This is a genomic window from Bradyrhizobium sp. SZCCHNRI20481, from assembly GCF_032485055.1.
In the GTDB taxonomy this organism is placed as follows: domain Bacteria; phylum Pseudomonadota; class Alphaproteobacteria; order Rhizobiales; family Xanthobacteraceae; genus Bradyrhizobium.
In genome coordinates this window covers 365,316-384,771 of record NZ_JAUEUE010000001.1, presented here as the reverse complement: position 1 = coordinate 384,771, position 19,456 = coordinate 365,316, and the positions used below count along the sequence as shown (strand labels likewise).

The following is a 19,456-nucleotide window of genomic DNA, read 5'->3' as shown; positions in this document are numbered from 1 at the left end:
ACGACGATCATGCGCCGCCCCCAACGTGCCATTGCCCTGACGGTCCTCATTGCGCTTTCCGGCGTGCTGGGCGGCTGCGCGAGCGGGGGAAGTTTCGACCCCTCGGACATGCTCGACTTCCTGGACACCAAGAAGAAGCTGCCGGGCGACCGCAAGCCGGTGTTCCCGGAGGGCGTGCCGGGTCTCGAGCAGGGCGTGCCGAAGGAACTCTACAAGGGTGCGCAGCAGCAGCCGATGACCGACCCGGGCGCTCAGGCGGCTACGCCGCCGGCGCCTCCGGTGGAGGAGCCCAAGGGTAGAAAGGGCCGGCGGCAGGCGGCCGTGAACAACCCGACGACGGCCGATCCGCAGGATGGCGAGGCTGCCGCGGTCGAGGAGGGCGCTGCCGCCGTTCCGCCGGCACCGAAGCCCAAGAAGATCGTGCGCCGCCGCACCACGGCACCACCGCCGGATGATGCTGCCCCGGCGCAGCCGCCGGCGGCCCAGCGATCCGGCGGCGGCTTCCCGGCGCCGATGCCGAGCGGCTCCTTCAGCCGTTAATCTCACCTGCGAATCGGCGGATCGCCCGTTCGGTTTTGCGGCCGAATGCGCTAAAGCTGCGCGCTCACGCGCACGGATCATCATGCCCTTCACCATCGCCATCATCGGCCGGCCCAATGTCGGCAAGTCGACCCTGTTCAACCGTCTGGTCGGGCAGAAGCTGGCGCTCGTCGACGACATGCCGGGCGTCACGCGCGACCGCCGCGAGGGCGAAGCTAAGCTGTTCGATCTCAACTTCACGATCATCGACACCGCCGGCCTCGACGAGGGGCCGAAGGGCTCGCTGACCGCGCGCATGCAGGAGCAGACGGAGACCGCGATCGCGCTCGCCGACGCGCTGTTCTTCGTGATCGATGCCCGCATCGGCCTGACGCCCGCCGACCGCGCCTTCGCCGATTTCGCCCGCCGCGCCGACAAGCCGGTGCTGTTGCTCGCCAACAAGAGCGAGGGCAAGCATGGCGAGCTCGGCGCCATGGAATCTTACGCGCTCGGCCTCGGTGATCCCATCCAGATCTCGGCCGAGCACGGCGAGGGCATGGGCGAGCTCTATGACGCCGTCAGCAAGCTCGTGCCGCCCACGGACGATGAGGAGGACGAGCACGAGGAGACCGACGAGGAGCGCGCCAACAGGCCGATCCGGGTCGCGATCGTCGGCCGTCCCAACGCCGGCAAGTCGACCCTGATCAACCACCTGCTCGGCGAGGAGCGGCTGCTCACGAGTCCCGAGGCCGGTACGACGCGCGATTCGATCGCGGTCGAAATCGAGTGGAAGGGCCGCGGCTTCCGCATCTTCGACACCGCAGGTCTGCGCCGGCGCTCGCGCATCGAGGAGAAGCTGGAGAAGCTGTCGGTGGCCGATGCGCTGCGTGCGGTGCGCTTCGCCGAGGTGGTCGTGCTGATGATGGATGCGCAGAACCGCTTCGAGGAGCAGGATCTGCGCATCGCCGACCTGATCGAGCGCGAGGGGCGTGCGCTGGTCATCGCCGTCAACAAATGGGACCTGATGGACGGCAACCCCGGCCAGATCTCGATGCTGCGCCGTGATGCCGACCACTGGCTGCCGCAGGTCGCGGGCGCGCCGATCGTGGCGGTGTCGGGCCTGATGGGCGAAGGCATCGACCGGCTGATGCAGGCGATCATCGAAGCCTACGCGATCTGGAACCGGCGCGTGCCGACCGCGGCGCTGAACCGCTGGTTCGAGCAGGCGATCGCCGACAACCCGCCGCCGGCGGTGTCGGGCCGCCGGCTCAAGCTGAACTACATCACCCAGACCAAGGCGCGGCCGCCGAGTTTCGTGCTGTTCTGCTCGCGGGCCGACGCGATCCCGCAATCGTACCTGCGCTATCTCACCAACTCGATGCGCGAGACCTTCGAGCTGCCGGGCACGCCGGTGCGCATCACGCTGCGCGAGAAGGCCAACCCGTTCGCGCACAAGCGCAAGCGGCCGAACTGATCAGTTGCGTCAGCGGAAGCGGTCCGGCCATGGAAGCAAGCCCGCCGAGCGTCGCGACAGAAGATGCGACGGCCCCACGCCGCGGCGCCGTCGCCTTCATCTTCGTCACCATCCTGCTCGACATGCTCGCGCTCGGGCTGATCATGCCGATCCTGCCGAAGCTGATCGAGAGCTTCGTGGGCAACGACACTGCGCAGGCGGCCCGCATCTTCGGCCTGTTCGGCACCGCCTGGGCGCTGATGCAGTTCGTGTTCTCGCCGGTGCTCGGCAGCCTGTCCGACCGCTTCGGCCGGCGGCCGGTGATCCTGCTGTCGAACTTCGGCTTGGCCGCGGACTACGTGCTGATGGCGCTGGCGCCGTCGCTCGCGTGGCTGTTCGTGGGGCGCCTGATCTCCGGAGTCACCTCGGCCAGCATCTCGACGGCTTTCGCCTACATCTCCGACCTGACGCCGCCCGACCGGCGTGCGGCGATCTTCGGGCGCATCGGCGCGGCGTTCGGCGCGGGCTTCGTGCTCGGTCCTGCCACCGGCGGCCTGCTCGGCGACATCGACCCGCGGCTGCCGTTCTGGGCTGCAGCCGCGCTCAGCTTCGCCAACGCGCTGTACGGACTGCTGGTGCTACCGGAATCGCTGCCGTCAAAGCGGCGCAGTCCGTTCCGATGGCGAGCCGCGAGCCCGCTCGGCGCGCTGCAATTGCTGCGCTCGGATCGCATCCTCGGCGGACTGTCGGTCGTCAACTTCATCACCCAGCTCGCTCATGTCGTGCTGCCGTCGACCTTCGTGCTCTACGCGACCTATCGCTATGGCTGGGATACGCGCACGGTCGGGCTGACGCTGGCGATGGTCGGCATCTGCGCCATGGTGGTGCAGGGCGGGGCGGTGGGGCCGATCGTCCGCCTGCTCGGCGAGCGCGGCGCGCTGATGCTCGGCCTGTCCGCGGGGACGGTGGGCTTCCTGATCTTCGGCCTTGCGCCGACCGGGCCGTTGAGCTGGCTCGGCATTCCCGTGATGGCGCTGTGGGGCGTCTCGGGCGCGGCCATGCAGGCTTTGATGACCCGCCTCGTCCCACCGGACAGGCAGGGCCAGCTACAGGGCGCGACGTCGAGCGTGCAGAGCGTGGCCCAGCTCGCAGGTCCCTTCCTGTTCACGCTGACCTTTGCCTATTTCATCGGAGCGGCCGCGCCGGCGCATCTACCCGGCGCGCCGTTCCTGCTGGCGTCGGCGTTGCTGATCGTCGCTCTCCTGATTGCGGTGCGGACGCTGTCCTCGGCAAAGAGCAGCTAGAGTAGCGCGCCGGCCTGAAGGTTCTCATCCCCTGACCCCACCGATGCAGCTCTCGCGCTCTCGCGGGACGGGGATTGCACACGCTTCAAAATAGGTCAATAATACTGACATAAATAGCCGGATCACGGGAGGAATATTGGTGAGCTGGAAGCCCGTCTACGCGCGCCGCGCGGATCGCATGAAGGCATCGGAGATCCGCGAGCTGCTCAAGGTGCTGGAGCGGCCCGGCATGATTTCGTTCGCCGGCGGCATCCCCGATCCCGCGCTGTTTCCTGTAGCAGCGGCGGCGCAGGTCTATGCCGATGCGCTGGCATCGCCCAACGCGGCTTCCGCTGCTCTGCAATATGCCGTCAGCGAGGGCTACGGTCCGCTTCGCCAGTGGATCGCCGAGTACATGACCGCGCAGGGCATAGCGGCCTCGCCAGACAACATCCTCGTCACCGCGGGATCGCAACAGGCGCTCGATTTTCTCGGCAAGCTGCTGCTCACGCCCGGCGATACGGCGCTCGTCACCGTTCCCACCTATCTTGGCGCGCTGCAGGCCTTTTCGGCCTACGAGCCGCGTTACGATTCGATCGGTCCACGCGCTGCCAACCGCACCCCGGCCTCCTACGCGGACGAAGCCGCGAAAGAAGCTGCGGGGGCGCGCGTGAAGTTCGTCTATGTCGTGCCGGACTTTGCCAATCCGACCGGTGAGACGCTGTCGCGTTCGGCGCGCGCCGATGTCCTGGATCTCGCCGGCGAGCTGGACGTGCCGGTGTTGGAGGACAGCGCCTATTCTGCCTTGCGTTTCGACGGCGACGAGATGCCGTCGCTGCAGTCGTTGGACGTCCGTCGCCGCGGCTCGCTCGATGCTTCCCGCGTCATCCATCTCGGAACGTTCTCGAAGACGGTCGCGCCGGGCCTGCGCATCGGCTGGGTTTGTGCATCGCGCGCCATCATCAGCCGTCTCGTCCTCATCAAGCAGGCGAGCGACCTCAACGTGTCAGCGATCAATCAGATCGTGATGCACAGGCTCGTGAAAGACGGAGGGCATGCCGGGCTGATTGCACGGGCGCGCGCGCATTATCGGCTCAAGCGCGATGCGATGCTGAGGGCACTCGAGGCACAGATGCCGTCAGAAGCTAGGTGGACGCGCCCCGACGGCGGGTTCTTCGTCTGGCTCACCCTGCCGGACGGCGTGTCCGGTGCCGCCTTGCTCGACCGGGCCGTGAATCAGGCCCAGGTGGCGTTCGTTCCCGGGGCTGCCTTCTTCCACGACGGCAGCGGCACCAACACGATCCGCCTGTCCTATTCGCTGCCCGAGGAAGCCGTGATCGAGGAAGGCATCGGCCGCCTCGCGAGTCTGCTGCGCTGACGATGACGTGATTCTGCGCAGCGAATGTCGTATCGTCTGCGCAGCGGCACTGGCGGGACGCGATGCTAATCCACCGCATCCCGCATCGGAGCTATCGGCCTACTTCTTCACCAGCGGGCACTCGCTGGCCTCGAGCGGCTTGGCGGCATCCTCGGGCGCGATCTTGGCGATCAGCTTGTAGTAGTCCCACGGATATTTGGACTCTTCGGGCTTCTTGACCTCGAACAGATAGGCCGGGATCAGGCGGCGGCCGTCGGCGCGCAGCGGGCCCTTGCCGAACAGCGGATCGTCGGTCGGAATCTCCTTCATCTTGGCCACGACCTTGGCGCCGTCATGCGGATTGCCGCCGAGTGCCTCGAGGGTCTTCAGGTAGTGCAGCGCGCCGGCGTAGACGCCGGCCACCGTCATCGACGGCATCGTGCCCTTCGGTGACAGCTTCTGGAAGCGGTTGGACCAGGCGCGGGTCTGCTCGTTCAGGTCCCAGTAGAACGACTCGGTGAAGGTCAGGCCCTGCGCGACCTTGAGCCCGAGCGCATGCACGTCGTTGACGAACAACAACAGCGCGGCGAGCTTCTGGCCGCCCTGGACGATGCCGAATTCGGAAGCCTGCTTGATCGAGTTGGTGGTGTCGCCGCCGGCGTTGGCAAGGCCGATGACCTTGGCCTTCGACGATTGCGCCTGCAGCAGGAAGGACGAGAAGTCCGCGGTGTTGAGCGGATGCTTGACCGAGCCGAGCACCTTGCCGCCACTGCTGGTCACGACTGCGGAGGTGTCGCGCTCCAGCGCATGGCCGAAGGCGTAGTCCGCGGTGAGGAAGAACCAGGTGTCGCCGCCGGCCTTGGTCAGCGCCTTGCCGGTGCCGTTGGCGAGCATGTAGGTGTCGTAGGTGAAGGAGATCGTGTTGGCGTTGCAGGCCTTGCCGGTGAGGTCGGCAGTGGCCGCGCCGGAGTTCAGGAGGATCGAGTTCTTCTCCTTGACCAGATTGGAGACGGCCAGCGCCACGCCGGAGTTCGGCGTGTCCATGATCACGTCGACCTTCTGGGTGTCGATCCACTGCCGGCCGATGTTGACGCCGACGTCGGGCTTGTTCTGGTGGTCGCCGCTGATGACCTCGATGGTCCAGCCCTTGGCCTTAAGGCCTGAATCCTCGACCGCCATGTTGACGGCTGCGACCGAGTTGGGCCCGCCGATGTCGGCATACAGGCTGGACATGTCGTTGAGCACGCCGATCTTGACGACCTTGTCGTCGGCGAAGGCGGAGCCGGCAAAGCTGAGCGTGGTGGCAGCAAGCAACGCGGCCATCCGCCGCGTATGAGACGTCGTCATCGAAGTCCTCCCTGGTGTCGTGTCACGGCGGGGCTTCTTGGGCGCCCTTTGCCGTCGGTCTCCCTGGATAGCCGGTCTTGTGAGTTGCGGCAATGCGCCAAAAGGCGCGAGACGCGCGCAAGGTTTGTGCGTTTCGCTTGAGCGTTAACGCAGGGCGTCCGAGGTCAGCCGGAATTTCTGGATGCGCTTACCGGTGTCGACCTCGGCGGTATAAACGTTGCCCTGCCGGTCGACAGCCATCGCGTGCACCCAATGGAATTGGCCGGCATTGCGGCCATTGTGGCCGAAGCTGCCAACCACGCTGCCGTCATCCCGCCTGATGATGCGGATCTCGTTGTTCTCGCCATCGGCAGACAGCAGGTAGGTCTGCTTCGGATCCGGCCAGATCGCGATGTCCCACACCGCGCCATTGCCGAGCGTGTTCTTTTCGAAGAACCATTCGGTCACGAATGTCCCGTCCTTCCTGAACACCTGGATGCGGTCGTTGATGCGGTCGCAGACATAGACGAGACCATCGTCGGCGATCTTCACGCAGTGCACGGGATTGCCGAACTGCTGGGCGACCGGTGCCTTGGGATCATACGGTGGCTGCTTGGCATCATCAGGGACATGGCCGTAGGCTCCCCAATGCCGCTTGTAGGCGAGGGTGGTGGCATCGAACACGATGACGCGGCGGTTGCCGTAGCCGTCGGCGACGTAGATCTCGTTCGCCTCCTTGTCGATCGCTGTCTCCGCGGGCTTGCCGAGCTGGGTGGTGTCGTTGGAGCCCTTGCTCGGCGCCATCGTTCCGATCTGAGCGACGAACTTGCCATCGAGCGTGAACTTCAGGATGGCGTTGTCATTGTCGGCATTGCCGCCGATCCAGACGAAGCCGCGTTCGTCGACCTCGATGCCATGCTCGCGGCCGACCCATTCATAGCCCGGGCCCGGGCCGCCCCAGGCGCGCAAGAGATTGCCGTCGGTATCGAATTCGAGCACCGGGGGCGCCGGCATGCAGCATTTCGATCGCGGCGGATTGAGCGTGGCGCCTTTCTCGTCGTCGGTCAGCGAGCGCGGCCGGTGAATGACCCAGATGTGGCCCTGGTGATCAACCGTGATGCCGCCGACCTGGCCGAGGATCCAGTTGTTGGGGAGCTGCTTCGGCCAGGACGGCTCGACCGCGAACGCGGGCACCTCCGCTGCGGCGCTGGTGCCGCGAGAGAAGAGGACGTTGCCGGCCGCAACGGCGAACAGCAGAATGACCAGGGCAGGCCTTGTCGCGCGTCCGCGTCGTGCTCGCGTCATGCCGTCCTCCCCGATATGTGCTGCGGTCATCCGCTTATGAGCGCAGTCAATCGCGGGCATGGCGGGGTGTCAATCGCGCGGGGGCACGCCGATCGGCAGGCTCAGACGGGCGCCTGCTCCACAGCTTCCTTTTTCGGCGGCGTCGGCAACTTGGGCGGCCGCAAAAAGCGCGTCAGCATGAGCCGCAGATGCTCACTGCTCTGCTTGATATCGACCGCCGGATTGCGGATCGGCAGCGCACGTGCGCCGTCGACGATCACGAACAGGAGGTTCGCGGTCGCCTCCGGATCGAGGCGGGGATCGACCTCGCCGCGGCCCTGTGCCTTGGTGAGGAAGTCGACCAGCAGCGCCCGCATCGCGCGCGCATGCGCGTGGACGATGGCGGCAAAGTCGGCATTGCGACAGGCCTCGGCCAAGGCCTCGGCGCTGAGGACCTGGGCCTGCGGCTGGTGAATGCTGGCGCTCTCGAGCTCTTGCACCAGGGCGTCGATCACGTCGGGCGAGGCCAGGATTGCCTGGAGGCGCGATGCAGCGTGGCTCAGATTCTGCTCGACCAGCGCCTGGATCATCGCCTCCTTGCTGGGAAAGTAATGATAGAGGTGGCCCGGGCTGATCTTCGCCGCAGCGCAGATGTCGGTGGTGCTGGCGCCGTGGAATCCGTTCCTGACGAAGCACAACAGGGCGGCCTGGAGAATCCCCTGGCGCTTCTGCTCGTGCTTGACCGGATCGACCTTTCTCATCGCGCGTCCCGTCGGGCCAACTCTCGCCACATTCGTCGTTTCCGCCAACTGCTTGTAATATAAAATAATATTTCTCGCCGCTCTAATCTAGAGAATTGGATCTAGTTTAGTTGGACAAGCGCTGCTGCTTGTGAGACTTAATTAGAGTGAGCTATCTATCAATGGGTCTCTCCGCTACGATGCGTCTCGCTCCGCTGAAGTCGACGGCCCTGATTTCCCTGGCGCTGGCAACGGCCGGCTGCGCCACTGCTCCGCTCGAGCGGGCCGGCTCGCTCAAGAATTACGATCGCCTCGCCGATGCCAACGGCCTGGTGACGCGCGCGCAGATCAAGGCCAACAAGAAGGAGCTGCTCGAGGCCAAGACGATCCGGATCGAGCCGACCGCGTTTCCGCCGCGTCCCGACATCGCCCTCGACGAGAACGAGCGCAAGCTGGTGGCCAACGTCATCAGCCGCGAAATGTGCCTGCGTCTCAGCGAGCGATTCCAGATCGTCGGACCCCGCGAGGAGGCGGATCTGACGGTCAAGGCGACCGTCACCCATGCCACGGCGACCAACGCGACCGCATCGGCAGCCTCGCAGGCGGCGTCCATCGCCAAGAGCGTCGCGCTGCCGGGCGTTCCCGTGCCGGTGCCCCGGCTGCCGGTCGGGCTCGGCACGCTGTCCGTCGAGGCCGAGGCGCGCGACTTTGCCGGCTTTCAGAAGGCCGCGATGGTGTGGGCGCGCGGCGCCAACTCGGTCTCCAATGCGCGGATGGCCAATGACGGCGACGCCTACGACCTCGCTTCCGAGTTCGGCGCCGACTTCGCCAAGCTGGTGTCGACCGGCGAGTCGCCGTTCTCAGGCGTCCCGTCGCTGGCCTCGCTGCCTTCGGTGTCGAGTGTGCCGGCCAAGCTGGGTGGCGCTCCCAAATATGCCGCATGTGAGCAGTACGGACGCTTCCCCGGCCTGAAGGGCTTTGTCGGTGCCGGTCTGGGCCTGCCGCCGGGCTGGACTGATAAGGGCGCCGACGAGGCCAGGCCCGACGCGCCGCAGCCGTCGCCGGAGATCGCAAGCGTGGAGCAGCAAGCGTCGCGATGAAGTCTGCCGCCTCGTTCCGCGCGCTTGTCCCGCGTATCCTGCTCGCGTTCGCCGCGTCGCTGCTGCTGGCGGCCTGCGCAGCCATCATGCCGCGCAACGCGCTGCCGGAAGCGGCTGCCGTCAGCGCCGACCCGGTCGGCTTCCGCAACGTCCGCTACTGGGGTGATGAGCCGGCGCCGCGCTTTGCCGAGGCCGCGATGTCGCGCGCGTCGGCCGAAATCCCGATCTCGCGTCCGCTGAATTTCCTCGCGATCTCCGGTGGCGCCGAGAACGGTGCGTTCGGCGCCGGGCTTCTGGCCGGCTGGGGCGAGGCCGGGAACCGGCCGTCGTTCGACATGGTGACGGGCGTCAGCTCCGGCGCGCTGATCGCGCCGTTCGTCTTCCTGGGGCGCGAGCACGACGACAAGCTGCGCGAGATCTTCACCGCCTATGAGCGCAAGGACATTTTCACGGTCAACATTCCCGGCCTGCTCCAGGGCTCGGCGCTGGCCGACAACACGCCGCTGTCGCGGCTGATCGAGAAATATGTCGATCGCGAGTTTCTCCGCGACGTCGCGCGCGAGAGCAGCAAGGGCCGGGTGCTGCTGGTCGGCACCACCAATCTCGATGCGCAGCGTCCGGTGCTGTGGGACATGGGCCGCATCGCAGCAGCCGATACGCCAGAGGCGATTGCCCTGTTCCGTCAGGTGCTGCTGGCCTCCGCGACCGTGCCGGGCGCCTTCGCCCCGGTTCGCATCAAGGTGCGGATCGGCGACAAGGACTACGACGAGCTGCATGTCGACGGCGGTGTCACCCGGCAGGTGTTCATCGGTCCCTCGGTGCTGCGCCTCGTCTCCGGCCGCGGCCCGCGCAGGAGCGTGAGCGGCGCACATCTCTACGTCATCCGTAACGCCCGCATCGATCCGCAATGGGACAGCGTCGGCGCCGACGTGCTCTCGGTGACGCAGCGCTCGCTGTCGACCCTGATCAAGAACCAGGGCATCGGCGACATCTACCGCATCTACTCGGTGGCGAAGTTCAACGGCATCGACTTCAACCTCGCCAGCGTGCCGGCCGATTTCCAGGTCAAGGCCGACGGCCCGTTCGATCGCACCTACATGACTGCGCTGTTCGATCGCGGCCACGACATGGGCCAGCGCGGCTATCCCTGGGTGAAGAGCCTGCCGGGGCTGCAGTCCAACGAGCACGGCATCACGGCGCAGGGGACCACGCGCACCATGGCCGCGGCCGCGCGATGAACTTCCGTCAGACCTGCTTGCCATTTGCGCGACACGTGACCTTGCGTTCGGCGCTGGGGAGTGCGGCGCTGTTGACGTCCGTGCTGCTCGGCGGCTGCGCGACCTCGGGCACGACGCCATCGTCCGACACGGCGCAGTACGGCAATACGTACAACTATCTCCCGGTGAACGACGTGCCGCATGACGACCAGCGCCCGGTGCTGACGCCGGAGCAGCAGGAGAAGCTGCGCAAGGAGCTGACGGCAGTGCGCGATCGTCAGGCGCCGGCTGCGGACAAGGCTGCGGCGGCCAAGCCTTCCGCGGCAAACTCTGCTGCCGCCAATCCGACCGCAAGATAGTAACGAGATTCCGGATTCAAGGCCTGCGGCCTTGCCCCGGAATGACGGTGGTTGCGCAGGGCTACGCCGGCGGCTGGAAGCTCTTCAGGGTGCGCGTCTTGTACTCGTAGAGCTTGCCGGTCTCGGTCCACGACGGCAGGCACATCGGCACGATGAACTCGGCGACCTGCTCCGGCGTTTCGAGCGTCATCGGATCTTCGCCGGGGAACACCGTGGCGCGCATGCGGGTCCGGATCGGGCCCGGGCTGAACAGGTTCACGCGCAGCGGCGTCCGCTCGGTCTCATGCGCCCACACCCGTGCCAGCGTCTCCAGCGCGGCCTTGGTGACGGCGTAGGGGCCGAGATAGGCCTGGGCCTTGTGGGCGGCGCCTGACGTGAGAAACACCGCGCGGCCGGCGTCGGAGGCCTTCAGCAGCGGCTCCATGCAGCGGATCAGCTGGAAGTTGGCGGAGAGGTTGACGGCGACGACGTCGTTCCAGGGCTTGAGGTCGATATGGCCGAGCGGCGACGACGGGCCGGGCACGGCGGCATTGCCGACGAGAATGTCGAGCTTGCCGTGGCGCTCGTGCAGCGCGGCGCCGAGCCGAGCGATGCCGTCGCTATCGGTCATGCTGAGCGGCACCAAGGTGGCACCGTTGCCGGTCTCTTTCCGGATCTCGTCGTCGAGCTCCTCCAGCCCGCCCTGGGTGCGGGCAACGGCGACGACATGCGCACCGGCGCGGGCGAGCGCGCGGGCGGTCGCATGGCCGATGCCGCGCGAGGCGCCGGTGACGAGAGCGATACGGGAGGCGAGGGGAAGGGTCATGGTCGCAAATCTCTGACGTCGTCGTCCCGGCGAAAGCCGGGACCCATACTCCGCGGCGGTTATGAGGGAGTTGGCTGTCTGTGGCTAGTCCTGCCCGCCAATGACGGCTGGCGATGATGGGTCCCGGTTTTGGCCGGGACGACAGCTCACGACGCATCGTCATTCCGGGGCGAGGCCGCAGGCCTCGAACCCGGAATCTGGAGATGATACGGGGATCAGCAAGCTCGGGATTCCGGGTTCGATGCTGCGCATCGCCCCGGAATGACTGCGTGTGGAAAGAACCTCAGCTCGCCTCGGCCAACAGCGACAGCTGATGCTGGGTCGACTCGACCATCGCCTGGTCCGTGAGGTGGGTGGGATAGCTGCCGGTGAAGCAGTGGTCGGAGTATTTCGGTGCGGCCGGATCACGGGCCGGCTCGCCCATGGCGCGGTACATGCCGTCGATCGACAGGAACGCCAGCGAATCCGCGCCGATCAGCTCGCGCATCTCCTCGAGCGAATGCGTCGCCGCCAAGAGGCCGCCACGGTCCGGCAGGTCGATGCCGTAATAGTCGGGGTAGAGGATCGGCGGCGAGGCGAGGCGGAAATGCACCTCCGTGGCGCCGGCGTCGCGCATCATGCGCACGATCTTGCGCGAAGTGGTGCCGCGCACCAGCGAGTCGTCGATCAGGATGATGCGCTTGCCCTCGATCGCGGCGCGGTTGGCCGAGTGCTTCATGCGCACGCCGGATTCGCGGATCGCCTGGGTCGGCTGGATGAAGGTGCGGCCGACATAGTGATTGCGGATGATGCCGAGCTCGAACGGCACGCCGGAATGCTGGCTGTAGCCGATCGCCGCCGGCACGCCGGAGTCCGGCACCGGCACCACGACGTCGACGTCGGGATGGCTCTCGCGCGCGAGCTGCGCGCCGAACGCCTTGCGCACCTCGTAGACCGAGCGGCCGCCGACCACGGAATCGGGCCGCGCGAAATAGATGTATTCGAACACGCACGGACGCGCCGGCTTCGGCGGGAACGGCTTGTGGCTGTGCGCGCCGGTCTCGTCGAAGATCACGACCTCGCCCGGCTCGATGTCGCGGATGTAGCGCGCGCCGATCATGTCGAGCGCGCAGGTCTCCGACGCCAGGATCGGGCAGCCTTCGAGCTCGCCATAGACCAGCGGGCGGATGCCGAGGGGATCGCGGGCGCCGATTAGCTTCTTGTTGGTCATGCAGACCAGCGAGTAGGCGCCTTCGAGCGCGCGTAGCGCCTCGATGAAGCGATCGATGAAGTTGGTGCGGCGGGAATGCGCGACGAGATGCAGGATCACCTCGGTGTCGGTGGTCGACTGCATGATGGCGCCGGCGCGCACCAGCTCGCGGCGCAGGGTGAGGCCGTTGGTGAGGTTGCCGTTGTGGCCGACCGCGAAGCCGCCGGCATTGAGCTCGGCGAACAGCGGCTGCACGTTGCGCAGGATGGTCGCGCCGGTCGTGGCGTAGCGGACGTGGCCGATCGCGGCATTGCCGGGCAGGCGCTCGATCACCTCGCGGCGGGAGAAGGTGTCGCCGACGAGACCCAGGCGGCGCTCGCTGTGGAAGCGCGCGCCATCGTAGGAGACGATGCCGGCTGCCTCCTGGCCGCGATGCTGGAGCGCATGCAGGCCGAGCGCGGTGATCGCGGCGGCGTCATTGTGCCCATAAATGCCGAACACGCCGCACTCTTCGCGCAGCGTGTCTCCGTCAAGGTCTGGGTCTCTGAGGTAGGCTTGAGGTCCGAAGTCCAGATCCGCGTGGGAGTCCATTTGGGCTTCGCCGGAAGAATCGTGGTGCTGGTCCATCGCGCCTCTCTTCTGGGCTAGGCTCACTTGGCCGCGGGTTTCTCGATCAGCTTCTTCAAGCTGTCGCGGGCAGGCTTGCTGTACCCATCGCCGCCCACTCCGGGCGACTCGGTGTCAGTCTGGTCGTCGTCCGGCTTGTTCTTCTTGAATTTCTTTAAAATGGTGTTCTCGGGATCATCAGGCAAGAGCGACATCAGCCAATCCCCGGTTCCCTGCAGGACCACGCGGGACTTGGCCCCGGTGACCCAGTCCGGACGCTGCTTGTCCGGCACCAGCCAGCTGAAGAACAGGAAGGCGACGACCACGATCAGGAGGCCACGGCCCAGTCCGAACAGGAATCCCAGGGTGCGGTCGAGCGCGCCGATGCGCGAATCGAGGATCATGTCGGAGATCTTGACCGTGATCACCGAGACGATGAGCAGGGTGCCCACGAAAGTACCGGCAACGACCACGACGCTGGCGACGGTATCGTTGTTGAAATAGGTCTTGGCGGTCGGCAGCAGCTTCGAGAATGAATAAAGCGTGACCAGGGCCGCCGCGCCCCACGCGGCGATCGACAGGATCTCGCGCATGAAGCCGCGGACCATCGCGAGCAGCCCCGACACCAGCATCACGCCGAGCAGGATGAGATCGAGGATCGTTATCGGCATCGGCTGCTCAGGTCCGCTTGTCAGGTCCAAGGTTCGCTTCGAATTGACGGAGGACCGCCCCTCCAGGCGGAGGAGAGCAGGGTTCCCCGGCAAGTCCGGACGCTGCACCATCCCGCGTGGGCGCCCGGTTGCGGCGTTGTATAGCGGCGAGTCACGCGAACGTCACGGTCCGGCTAGCCGTCCTGGCGGCGGAATCTCGCTGGTGTGGCATTTTTTTCGGCATGGCTGGGGCCACGGCGGCCCTGCTCACCCTCGTCCCGGCTGCCGTCGTGGCGGGCGCGGGGCGTGCCTCGCGCGGCGATGTCGGCGACCAGGCTGGTCAATCCGCCGACGGTATTGAGGCTGAGCCCGGCATCGCCGCCGGCCTCGCCGCGGGCGCGCTCCGGCAGCACGACGCGGCCGAAGCCGAGCTTGGCGGCCTCCTTCAGCCGCGCCGAGGTCTGCGCCACCGGGCGGACCGCGCCCGACAGCGAAATCTCGCCGAAATAGACCGCATCGGGCGGCAGCGGCGCGTTGACCAGCGAGGAGACCAGAGCTGCGGCCGCGGCGAGATCCGCCGCCGGCTCGTTGATGCGCAGGCCGCCGGCGACGTTGAGATAGACGTCGTGGCCCGACAGCTTGACGCCGCAATGCGCCTCCAGCACGGCCAGCACCATTGACAGCCGGCTCGGATCCCAGCCAACGACGGCGCGGCGCGGCGTGCCGAGCGAGGTCGGCGCCACCAGGGCCTGGATTTCGACCAGCACGGGGCGGGTGCCCTCGATCCCGGCAAAGACCGCCGTGCCGGGGCTGCCGAGATCGCGCTCGGACAGAAACAGCTCGGAGGGGTTGGTGACCTCGCGCAGACCCAATCCGGTCATTTCGAACACGCCGATCTCGTCGGTCGGGCCGAACCGGTTCTTGACGGCGCGCAGGATGCGGAACTGCTGCGAGCCCTCGCCCTCGAACGACAGCACCGCGTCCACCATGTGCTCGACGACGCGGGGGCCGGCGATCTGGCCGTCCTTGGTGACGTGGCCGACCAGGATGATGGCGGCGCCGGATTTCTTGGCGAAGCGAATGAGCTTCTGCGCCGAGGCGCGCACCTGGGTAACCGTGCCCGGCGCCGATTCGACGGTGTCGGTCCACATCGTCTGGATCGAATCGATCACGATCAGTCGCGGCACGCCGCCTTCCGACAGGGTCGCGATGATGTCCTCGACCGAGGTCTCAGCCGCCAGTTGTACCGGCGCATCCGCAAGCCCGAGGCGCTCGGCGCGCAGCCGCACCTGGGCGACAGCTTCCTCGCCGGAAATGTAGACCGCGCGATGGCCGGCGCGCGCCAGCATCGAGGTCGCCTGGGTCAGAAGCGTCGATTTGCCGATGCCGGGATCGCCGCCGACCAGCAGCACCGAGCCGCGCACGAAGCCGCCGCCGGTGACGCGGTCGAGCTCGGTCATGCCCGACGACAGCCGCGGCGCGTCGATGCTCTTGCCGGTGAGCGATTCCAGCTGGAACGTGCGGCCCTTGCGCTTGGAGCGCAGCGACACCGGCGCGGAGGTCGCGCCCGTCGTGTCTTCCTCCGCCAGCGTGTTCCACTCGCCGCAGGCCTCGCATTTGCCCTGCCAGCGCGAATAGGCCGCGCCGCAGTTCTGGCAGACGAAGGAGAGCGTGGTCTTGGCCATGAGGTGAGAATCGGTGCCGTCAGGAGTGGGTGGCGTTCCATAACATACTTAGGCCCGCGGCCAGCATGATGCCATCCATCACCACGCGGAACACATCGGGCTTCATGTGCAGCACGAAGCGTTTGGCGACGAAGGCGCCAGCCATCAGCGAGCCGCCGGCGATCAGGCCCTTGAGCAGAATGTCCGGCGTCAACGCGCCGAAGCGCTGGAAGGTGATGGATTTCGAGACATAGAGCCCGAGCGAGCTCGCAGCCTCGGTGGCGAGGAAGGCGCCCTTCGACAGCCCATAGAACAGGAACAGCGGCACGCTGAGCGGCCCGGTCGAGACCACGATGCCGGTCAGAAATCCGATCACCGCACCGCCGAGCGCGAGGTGCCAGAGGTTGGCCTTGAGGTCGTGCCGCGTCAGCCAATGCCGTACCGGCACCATCGCCATCAGGAACAGGCCGATCGTGATATCGACCGCCTGCGACGGCAGGATCAGCAAGGTGCGCGCGCCGAGTGCGGCGGCCGGAATGCCGGTGACCGAATAGGCTGCGCAGGCGCGCCAGTCGACCTCGCGCCACCATGCCAGGATGCGCGACAGGTTGGCCATGACGGCGGCCACCGCCATGATCGGCACGGCCTCCTTCGGGCCGTACTCGTACGCCAGCACCGGCATCAGCATGATCGACGAGCCGGTGCCGACGATGCCGGACAAGGTGCCGGCAACGAGGCCTATCGCGAGCACGAACAGGAAGCCCAAGATTGTCGCCTCCAGCAGACGAGCTCTATCCCCACGTCATAGCGAGCGGAGCGGCGGAGCGAAGCCATCCAGACTGTCTCCACGGAGGGATTCTGGATTGTTTCGCTCCGCGCGCAAATGACGGGGAGAAGCTGCGCCGTGTGGTTAATCGGCGGTTCGTGTCGACTCGAAATCGTCGATGATTGTGCGTCCGCATCATTAAAAGTTGAAGCGTATTCCTCGCACGTCCGCTGATGTTCTCGGACGATGACGATGAGCAAAACCCCGATGTCTTTGCAGATGCGGCCGTCCCTGACGGCAACCGCCGATGCGGAGTTCCCCTGGTTCACGGCCGCGATGCTGGCCATGGAAGCCGGCGAGGTCATCCGGCTCCGGCTGGAAAAGATCGCGCGCGGCGAAGCCGATGCGGGCGAGGAGGCGGAGCTGATGGTCAGCGAAAAGATCGCTGCAGCCCTGGAGGCGACGGCGAAGCTGATGGCCGGCGCGAGCCCGGCCGCGGTCGTCGATCTCTATCGGGATTATGTCGCGGCCAACGCCGAGCGGCTGTCGGCGTAAGCACGCGCAGTCCGGCTGTCTTTGGGCTGGCTCGGGGCTGCGTGCCGCCGCAGACGAATGTCGAGCAACCCAGGGCGGACAACCTCGTCATAGCGCCGGCGACCGGGCCGCCTCGTGCCTTCACGTGCGGTGTTGCCAACGAAGAGAAGATCGGACACCCTACCGAAAACGCGATTGCTGATCACCTCGTTTTCACCGGACCGATCCAGTGCGACTGCTCTTACGCCTCATGCAACGCGTGCTGGTCGCCGGGCTCGGGATCTTCACGGTCTGGCTGATCGTGTTCGTGGTGTTCGAGACGGCGGACCGCAGGCTGCCCTGGATTGCCGCCGTCGGCGTCAGCTACGCAATCGCGGCCTATGTCGTTCTGCCACGCGTGATCCGATTGAGTCTCAGGATCCTTCAGAGTCGGAGGGTGCCCAGCTACACGATCACCGGCGATGGATTGCCCGGCGACCCCGTCAATCTCGCCCTGATCGGCACGCTTCGACAGCTCCGCGCGAGCTTTGCTGCGATCGGTTGGTGCGAGGCGGACCGATTGGGGCTGGCAAGCTCGTGCGCCATGGTCCGCGCCTTCGTCCTCGCCAGGCCGTACCCCACTGCTCCTTTCAGCACCCTCTATCTGTTCGGTCGCGGCCAGGATATCGGCTTTCAGAAAGCCATCGGCAATAGTCCGCGAAAGCGTCATCACGTCCGGTTCTGGGCCGTTGACCTCGCCCACGCCGAGAAGAGCTGGAACGCTGGCGATTTCTGGTTAACGACCGACACGCCTGCGGCCGATGAGTCCGTCCTCTGGGTCGGTGCCGGCACGAAGGATACGGGCCTGTCGCTCACCCGACTGACCTTTCAGATCACGCACGCCACCGATCCGGATGCGAATGCGGAGCGGGACTACATCATGGCCGAATTGATCAGAACACGATCGATCGAGACCGTCGAGCTCTATAAGGCCGGCCGGAGTCTGCCCGAGCGGGTCAATCACTACGTATCGGACGGCGACATCGCGTTGGCGAGCGTGGTGATCGCCGCCAATGCCGACGCGCATGAGGGGTCTTCGTCGCCGGCCTAGTGGACTTGCTGACGAGCCGCGTTCGAGGTCGTTCGCTCTGCTCGGGGCCGGACCAGGAAGGCGGTGCAGAGCAGGACGACCATCGCAACGCAGACGACAGTCAGGAACGCCTGATCGAAGGCGCGATGAGCGTGCGAGGTGACGAGGGCAGCGAGCTCGGTCGGCAGCCGCTCGGCGGCGATCAGCGCCTCGTCGATGCTGTCGCGCGCAACGGCGGGAATGCCGAGGCCGTCGGGCAGAACCATGAACGCCGTATAGACTCCGGATAGAATGCTTCCGAAAATGCTGATGCCGATTGTGCCGCCGAGCTCGAACGACACCTCCTCGATCGACGCGGCCATGCCTTCGCGGCCTTCAGGTGCGTGATTCATCACAGCGTTGGAGGCGGCGGCGATGGATGCTCCTAGCCCTAGACCATTGACCGCGATGCAGATCAGTTGCAGCGCCAGGCTGGCGTTGTAGCAGAGCAGGTAGCCGGCCGCGCCGATGCCTGCGATCAACAGCGCGCCGGACATCGTGGTGGCGGCTCGGACGCGACGGAGCATCAGGCTCGCGAGCGGCCCGCCGATGAAGGCACCGAGCGGGGCCGGAAGGATGTACAATGCCGCCTGCAGCGGCGAATAGCCGAGGACGAGTTGCAGGCGCTGGCTGATCGCGAGCTCCGTCCCCGCAATGGCGAGTGAAGCCACGATCGCGGTGATCACGCTGAGCGTGAACTCGACGTTTCGGAACAGGGTGAAGTCGAGCAAAGGATTCTCGAGACGCAATTGACGGCGTACGAACACCGTCAACATGATGACCGTCGCGACAGCCGTGCCGGCAAGGACGACATAGGAAGACTGGCGACTGCCGAGCTCCTCGACGACGTAGGCGAAGCCGATCAGCCCGGCCATCACCTGCACTGAACCGAGGAGGTCCCAGTCGCGCTCAGCACGATCGGCCGGTGCAGGAATCAGCAGCAGGCCGGCGATCAGCGCCAGCACGACGAGCGGCACGTTGATCAGAAAGACCGAGCCCCACCAGAAATATTCCAGCAGGACACCGCCGACCAAGGGGCCGACGGCCGCCCCGCTGGACGCAACGGCTCCCCAGATCGCGATGGCGAGCGCCCGTTCGTGATCATCGGAGAAGGTGATGCGAATGATCGACAGCGTCGCCGGCATCATCAGCGCGGCGCCGATCGCGAGCAGGACGCGTCCGCCGATCAGGGCCATGGCGGTCGGCGAATAGGCGGCCACGACCGAGGCCAGTCCGAAGACGATGAGGCCGGCTACGAACGTCCTCTTGTGCCCGACGCGATCGCCGAGCGAGCCGAAGCCGGGAAGCAGGCCGGCGACGACGAGCCCGTAGGCCATGACGATCCACAATTTCTCCGAGGCCGTTGCAGCCAGCTCATGGGTCAGGCTCGGCAGCGCCGTATAGAGCACCGTCATGTCGATCACGACGAGCGCCAGCGCGCTGGAGACGGTCAGGAGGATGAGCCAGCGATTACGTTTCGACATCGGCGCGCTCGC

At 66.5% G+C, this 19,456-nt stretch carries 18 protein-coding genes; 9 read left to right on the top strand and 9 right to left on the bottom strand.

The window, feature by feature from the left end:
- Window positions 1-9: 9 nt before the first annotated feature.
- The 4 genes from QX132_RS01875 to QX132_RS01860 all read left to right on the top strand — a co-directional run bounded on the left by QX132_RS01875 (window position 10) and on the right by QX132_RS01860 (window position 4,633).
- The gene (locus QX132_RS01875; protein WP_316159932.1) at window positions 10-540 is read left to right on the top strand and encodes a hypothetical protein; all 531 of its coding nucleotides are present in this window, start codon (window positions 10-12) and stop codon (window positions 538-540) included.
- 82 nt (window positions 541-622) lie between these two features.
- A complete protein-coding gene (der, locus tag QX132_RS01870; protein WP_316159931.1) occupies window positions 623-1,993 on the top strand; it encodes a ribosome biogenesis GTPase Der in 1,371 nt (456 codons plus the stop codon).
- Window positions 1,994-2,022: 29 nt separating this feature from the next.
- Window positions 2,023-3,276 carry a TCR/Tet family MFS transporter gene (locus QX132_RS01865; protein WP_316159930.1) on the top strand — a complete coding sequence of 418 codons (1,254 nt, stop codon included), beginning with the start codon at window positions 2,023-2,025 and terminating at the stop codon, window positions 3,274-3,276.
- Between the two features lie 136 nt (window positions 3,277-3,412).
- Entirely contained in the window at window positions 3,413-4,633 is a 1,221-nt protein-coding gene (locus tag QX132_RS01860; protein WP_316159929.1) for a PLP-dependent aminotransferase family protein, read from the top strand.
- 99 nt (window positions 4,634-4,732) lie between these two features.
- Here the strand turns inward: QX132_RS01860 and QX132_RS01855 are convergent, their stop codons facing one another.
- The 3 genes from QX132_RS01855 to QX132_RS01845 form a co-directional block, all read right to left on the bottom strand.
- Complete coding sequence (locus QX132_RS01855; protein WP_315777460.1) at window positions 4,733-5,959, bottom strand: ABC transporter substrate-binding protein; 1,227 nt, start codon at window positions 5,957-5,959, stop codon at window positions 4,733-4,735.
- A 144-nt stretch (window positions 5,960-6,103) separates the two neighbouring features.
- Entirely contained in the window at window positions 6,104-7,243 is a 1,140-nt protein-coding gene (locus QX132_RS01850) for a hypothetical protein (protein ID WP_315777461.1), read from the bottom strand.
- Between the two features lie 101 nt (window positions 7,244-7,344).
- Window positions 7,345-7,983 carry a TetR/AcrR family transcriptional regulator gene (locus tag QX132_RS01845; RefSeq protein ID WP_316159928.1) on the bottom strand — a complete coding sequence of 213 codons (639 nt, stop codon included), beginning with the start codon at window positions 7,981-7,983 and terminating at the stop codon, window positions 7,345-7,347.
- 161 nt (window positions 7,984-8,144) lie between these two features.
- On the opposite strand from QX132_RS01845, the gene QX132_RS01840 reads away from it, so the two are divergent.
- The 3 genes from QX132_RS01840 to QX132_RS01830 are packed head-to-tail and all read left to right on the top strand — an operon-like array spanning window position 8,145 to window position 10,638.
- Window positions 8,145-9,062, top strand: coding sequence for a DUF3313 family protein (locus tag QX132_RS01840; protein WP_316159927.1), 918 nt, complete (start codon window positions 8,145-8,147; stop codon window positions 9,060-9,062).
- Window positions 9,059-10,300, top strand: a complete 1,242-nt coding sequence (locus tag QX132_RS01835; RefSeq protein ID WP_315755771.1) for a patatin-like phospholipase family protein — start codon at window positions 9,059-9,061, stop codon at window positions 10,298-10,300. Before QX132_RS01840 ends, QX132_RS01835 begins: the two co-directional genes overlap by 4 nt.
- A 35-nt stretch (window positions 10,301-10,335) precedes the next feature.
- Window positions 10,336-10,638, top strand: a complete 303-nt coding sequence (locus QX132_RS01830) for a hypothetical protein (protein WP_316159926.1) — start codon at window positions 10,336-10,338, stop codon at window positions 10,636-10,638.
- 61 nt (window positions 10,639-10,699) lie between these two features.
- Here QX132_RS01830 and QX132_RS01825 read toward each other — a convergent pair whose 3' ends face one another.
- The 5 genes from QX132_RS01825 to QX132_RS01805 form a co-directional block, all read right to left on the bottom strand.
- Window positions 10,700-11,443 carry an SDR family NAD(P)-dependent oxidoreductase gene (locus QX132_RS01825; RefSeq protein WP_315777464.1) on the bottom strand — a complete coding sequence of 248 codons (744 nt, stop codon included), beginning with the start codon at window positions 11,441-11,443 and terminating at the stop codon, window positions 10,700-10,702.
- 283 nt (window positions 11,444-11,726) lie between these two features.
- Window positions 11,727-13,223, bottom strand: coding sequence for an amidophosphoribosyltransferase (gene purF, locus QX132_RS01820; RefSeq protein ID WP_315739370.1), 1,497 nt, complete (start codon window positions 13,221-13,223; stop codon window positions 11,727-11,729).
- Between the two features lie 59 nt (window positions 13,224-13,282).
- Entirely contained in the window at window positions 13,283-13,909 is a 627-nt protein-coding gene (locus tag QX132_RS01815; protein ID WP_315739453.1) for a CvpA family protein, read from the bottom strand.
- Between the two features lie 173 nt (window positions 13,910-14,082).
- On the bottom strand, window positions 14,083-15,573 hold the full coding sequence (gene radA / locus QX132_RS01810; protein ID WP_315777465.1) for a DNA repair protein RadA: 1,491 nt from the start codon (window positions 15,571-15,573) through the stop codon (window positions 14,083-14,085).
- 19 nt (window positions 15,574-15,592) lie between these two features.
- On the bottom strand, window positions 15,593-16,318 hold the full coding sequence (locus QX132_RS01805) for a sulfite exporter TauE/SafE family protein (RefSeq protein ID WP_315777466.1): 726 nt from the start codon (window positions 16,316-16,318) through the stop codon (window positions 15,593-15,595).
- Window positions 16,319-16,570: 252 nt separating this feature from the next.
- Here QX132_RS01805 and QX132_RS01800 point away from each other — a divergent pair, with 252 nt between their 5' ends.
- On the top strand, window positions 16,571-16,873 hold the full coding sequence (locus tag QX132_RS01800) for a hypothetical protein (RefSeq protein ID WP_315777467.1): 303 nt from the start codon (window positions 16,571-16,573) through the stop codon (window positions 16,871-16,873).
- Window positions 16,874-17,153: 280 nt separating this feature from the next.
- Window positions 17,154-17,942, top strand: a complete 789-nt coding sequence (locus QX132_RS01795) for an LssY C-terminal domain-containing protein (protein ID WP_410052842.1) — start codon at window positions 17,154-17,156, stop codon at window positions 17,940-17,942.
- On the opposite strand, the gene QX132_RS01790 is transcribed toward QX132_RS01795, so the two are convergent.
- Window positions 17,939-19,444: an MFS transporter gene (locus tag QX132_RS01790; protein ID WP_315777469.1), complete on the bottom strand. Its 1,506-nt coding sequence runs from the start codon at window positions 19,442-19,444 to the stop codon at window positions 17,939-17,941. The two genes, QX132_RS01795 and QX132_RS01790, sit on opposite strands and share 4 nt — an antisense overlap.
- Window positions 19,445-19,456 lie beyond the last annotated feature (12 nt).

Excerpts from the sequence above, each read along its gene's own strand:
- QX132_RS01835 (WP_315755771.1), top strand. The coding sequence starts at position 9,059 with ATGAAGTCTGCCGCCTCGTTCCGCGCGCTTGTCCCGCGTATCCTGCTC.
- radA (WP_315777465.1), bottom strand. The coding sequence starts at position 15,573 with ATGGCCAAGACCACGCTCTCCTTCGTCTGCCAGAACTGCGGCGCGGCC.
- QX132_RS01840 (WP_316159927.1), top strand. The coding sequence starts at position 8,145 with ATGGGTCTCTCCGCTACGATGCGTCTCGCTCCGCTGAAGTCGACGGCC.
- QX132_RS01790 (WP_315777469.1), bottom strand. The coding sequence starts at position 19,444 with ATGTCGAAACGTAATCGCTGGCTCATCCTCCTGACCGTCTCCAGCGCG.
- QX132_RS01855 (WP_315777460.1), bottom strand. The coding sequence starts at position 5,959 with ATGACGACGTCTCATACGCGGCGGATGGCCGCGTTGCTTGCTGCCACC.
- QX132_RS01815 (WP_315739453.1), bottom strand. The coding sequence starts at position 13,909 with ATGCCGATAACGATCCTCGATCTCATCCTGCTCGGCGTGATGCTGGTG.
- der (WP_316159931.1), top strand. The coding sequence starts at position 623 with ATGCCCTTCACCATCGCCATCATCGGCCGGCCCAATGTCGGCAAGTCG.
- QX132_RS01825 (WP_315777464.1), bottom strand. The coding sequence starts at position 11,443 with ATGACCCTTCCCCTCGCCTCCCGTATCGCTCTCGTCACCGGCGCCTCG.
- QX132_RS01865 (WP_316159930.1), top strand. The coding sequence starts at position 2,023 with ATGGAAGCAAGCCCGCCGAGCGTCGCGACAGAAGATGCGACGGCCCCA.
- purF (WP_315739370.1), bottom strand. The coding sequence starts at position 13,223 with ATGGACTCCCACGCGGATCTGGACTTCGGACCTCAAGCCTACCTCAGA.
- QX132_RS01850 (WP_315777461.1), bottom strand. The coding sequence starts at position 7,243 with ATGACGCGAGCACGACGCGGACGCGCGACAAGGCCTGCCCTGGTCATT.
- QX132_RS01845 (WP_316159928.1), bottom strand. The coding sequence starts at position 7,983 with ATGAGAAAGGTCGATCCGGTCAAGCACGAGCAGAAGCGCCAGGGGATT.
- QX132_RS01800 (WP_315777467.1), top strand. The coding sequence starts at position 16,571 with ATGAGCAAAACCCCGATGTCTTTGCAGATGCGGCCGTCCCTGACGGCA.
- QX132_RS01875 (WP_316159932.1), top strand. The coding sequence starts at position 10 with ATGCGCCGCCCCCAACGTGCCATTGCCCTGACGGTCCTCATTGCGCTT.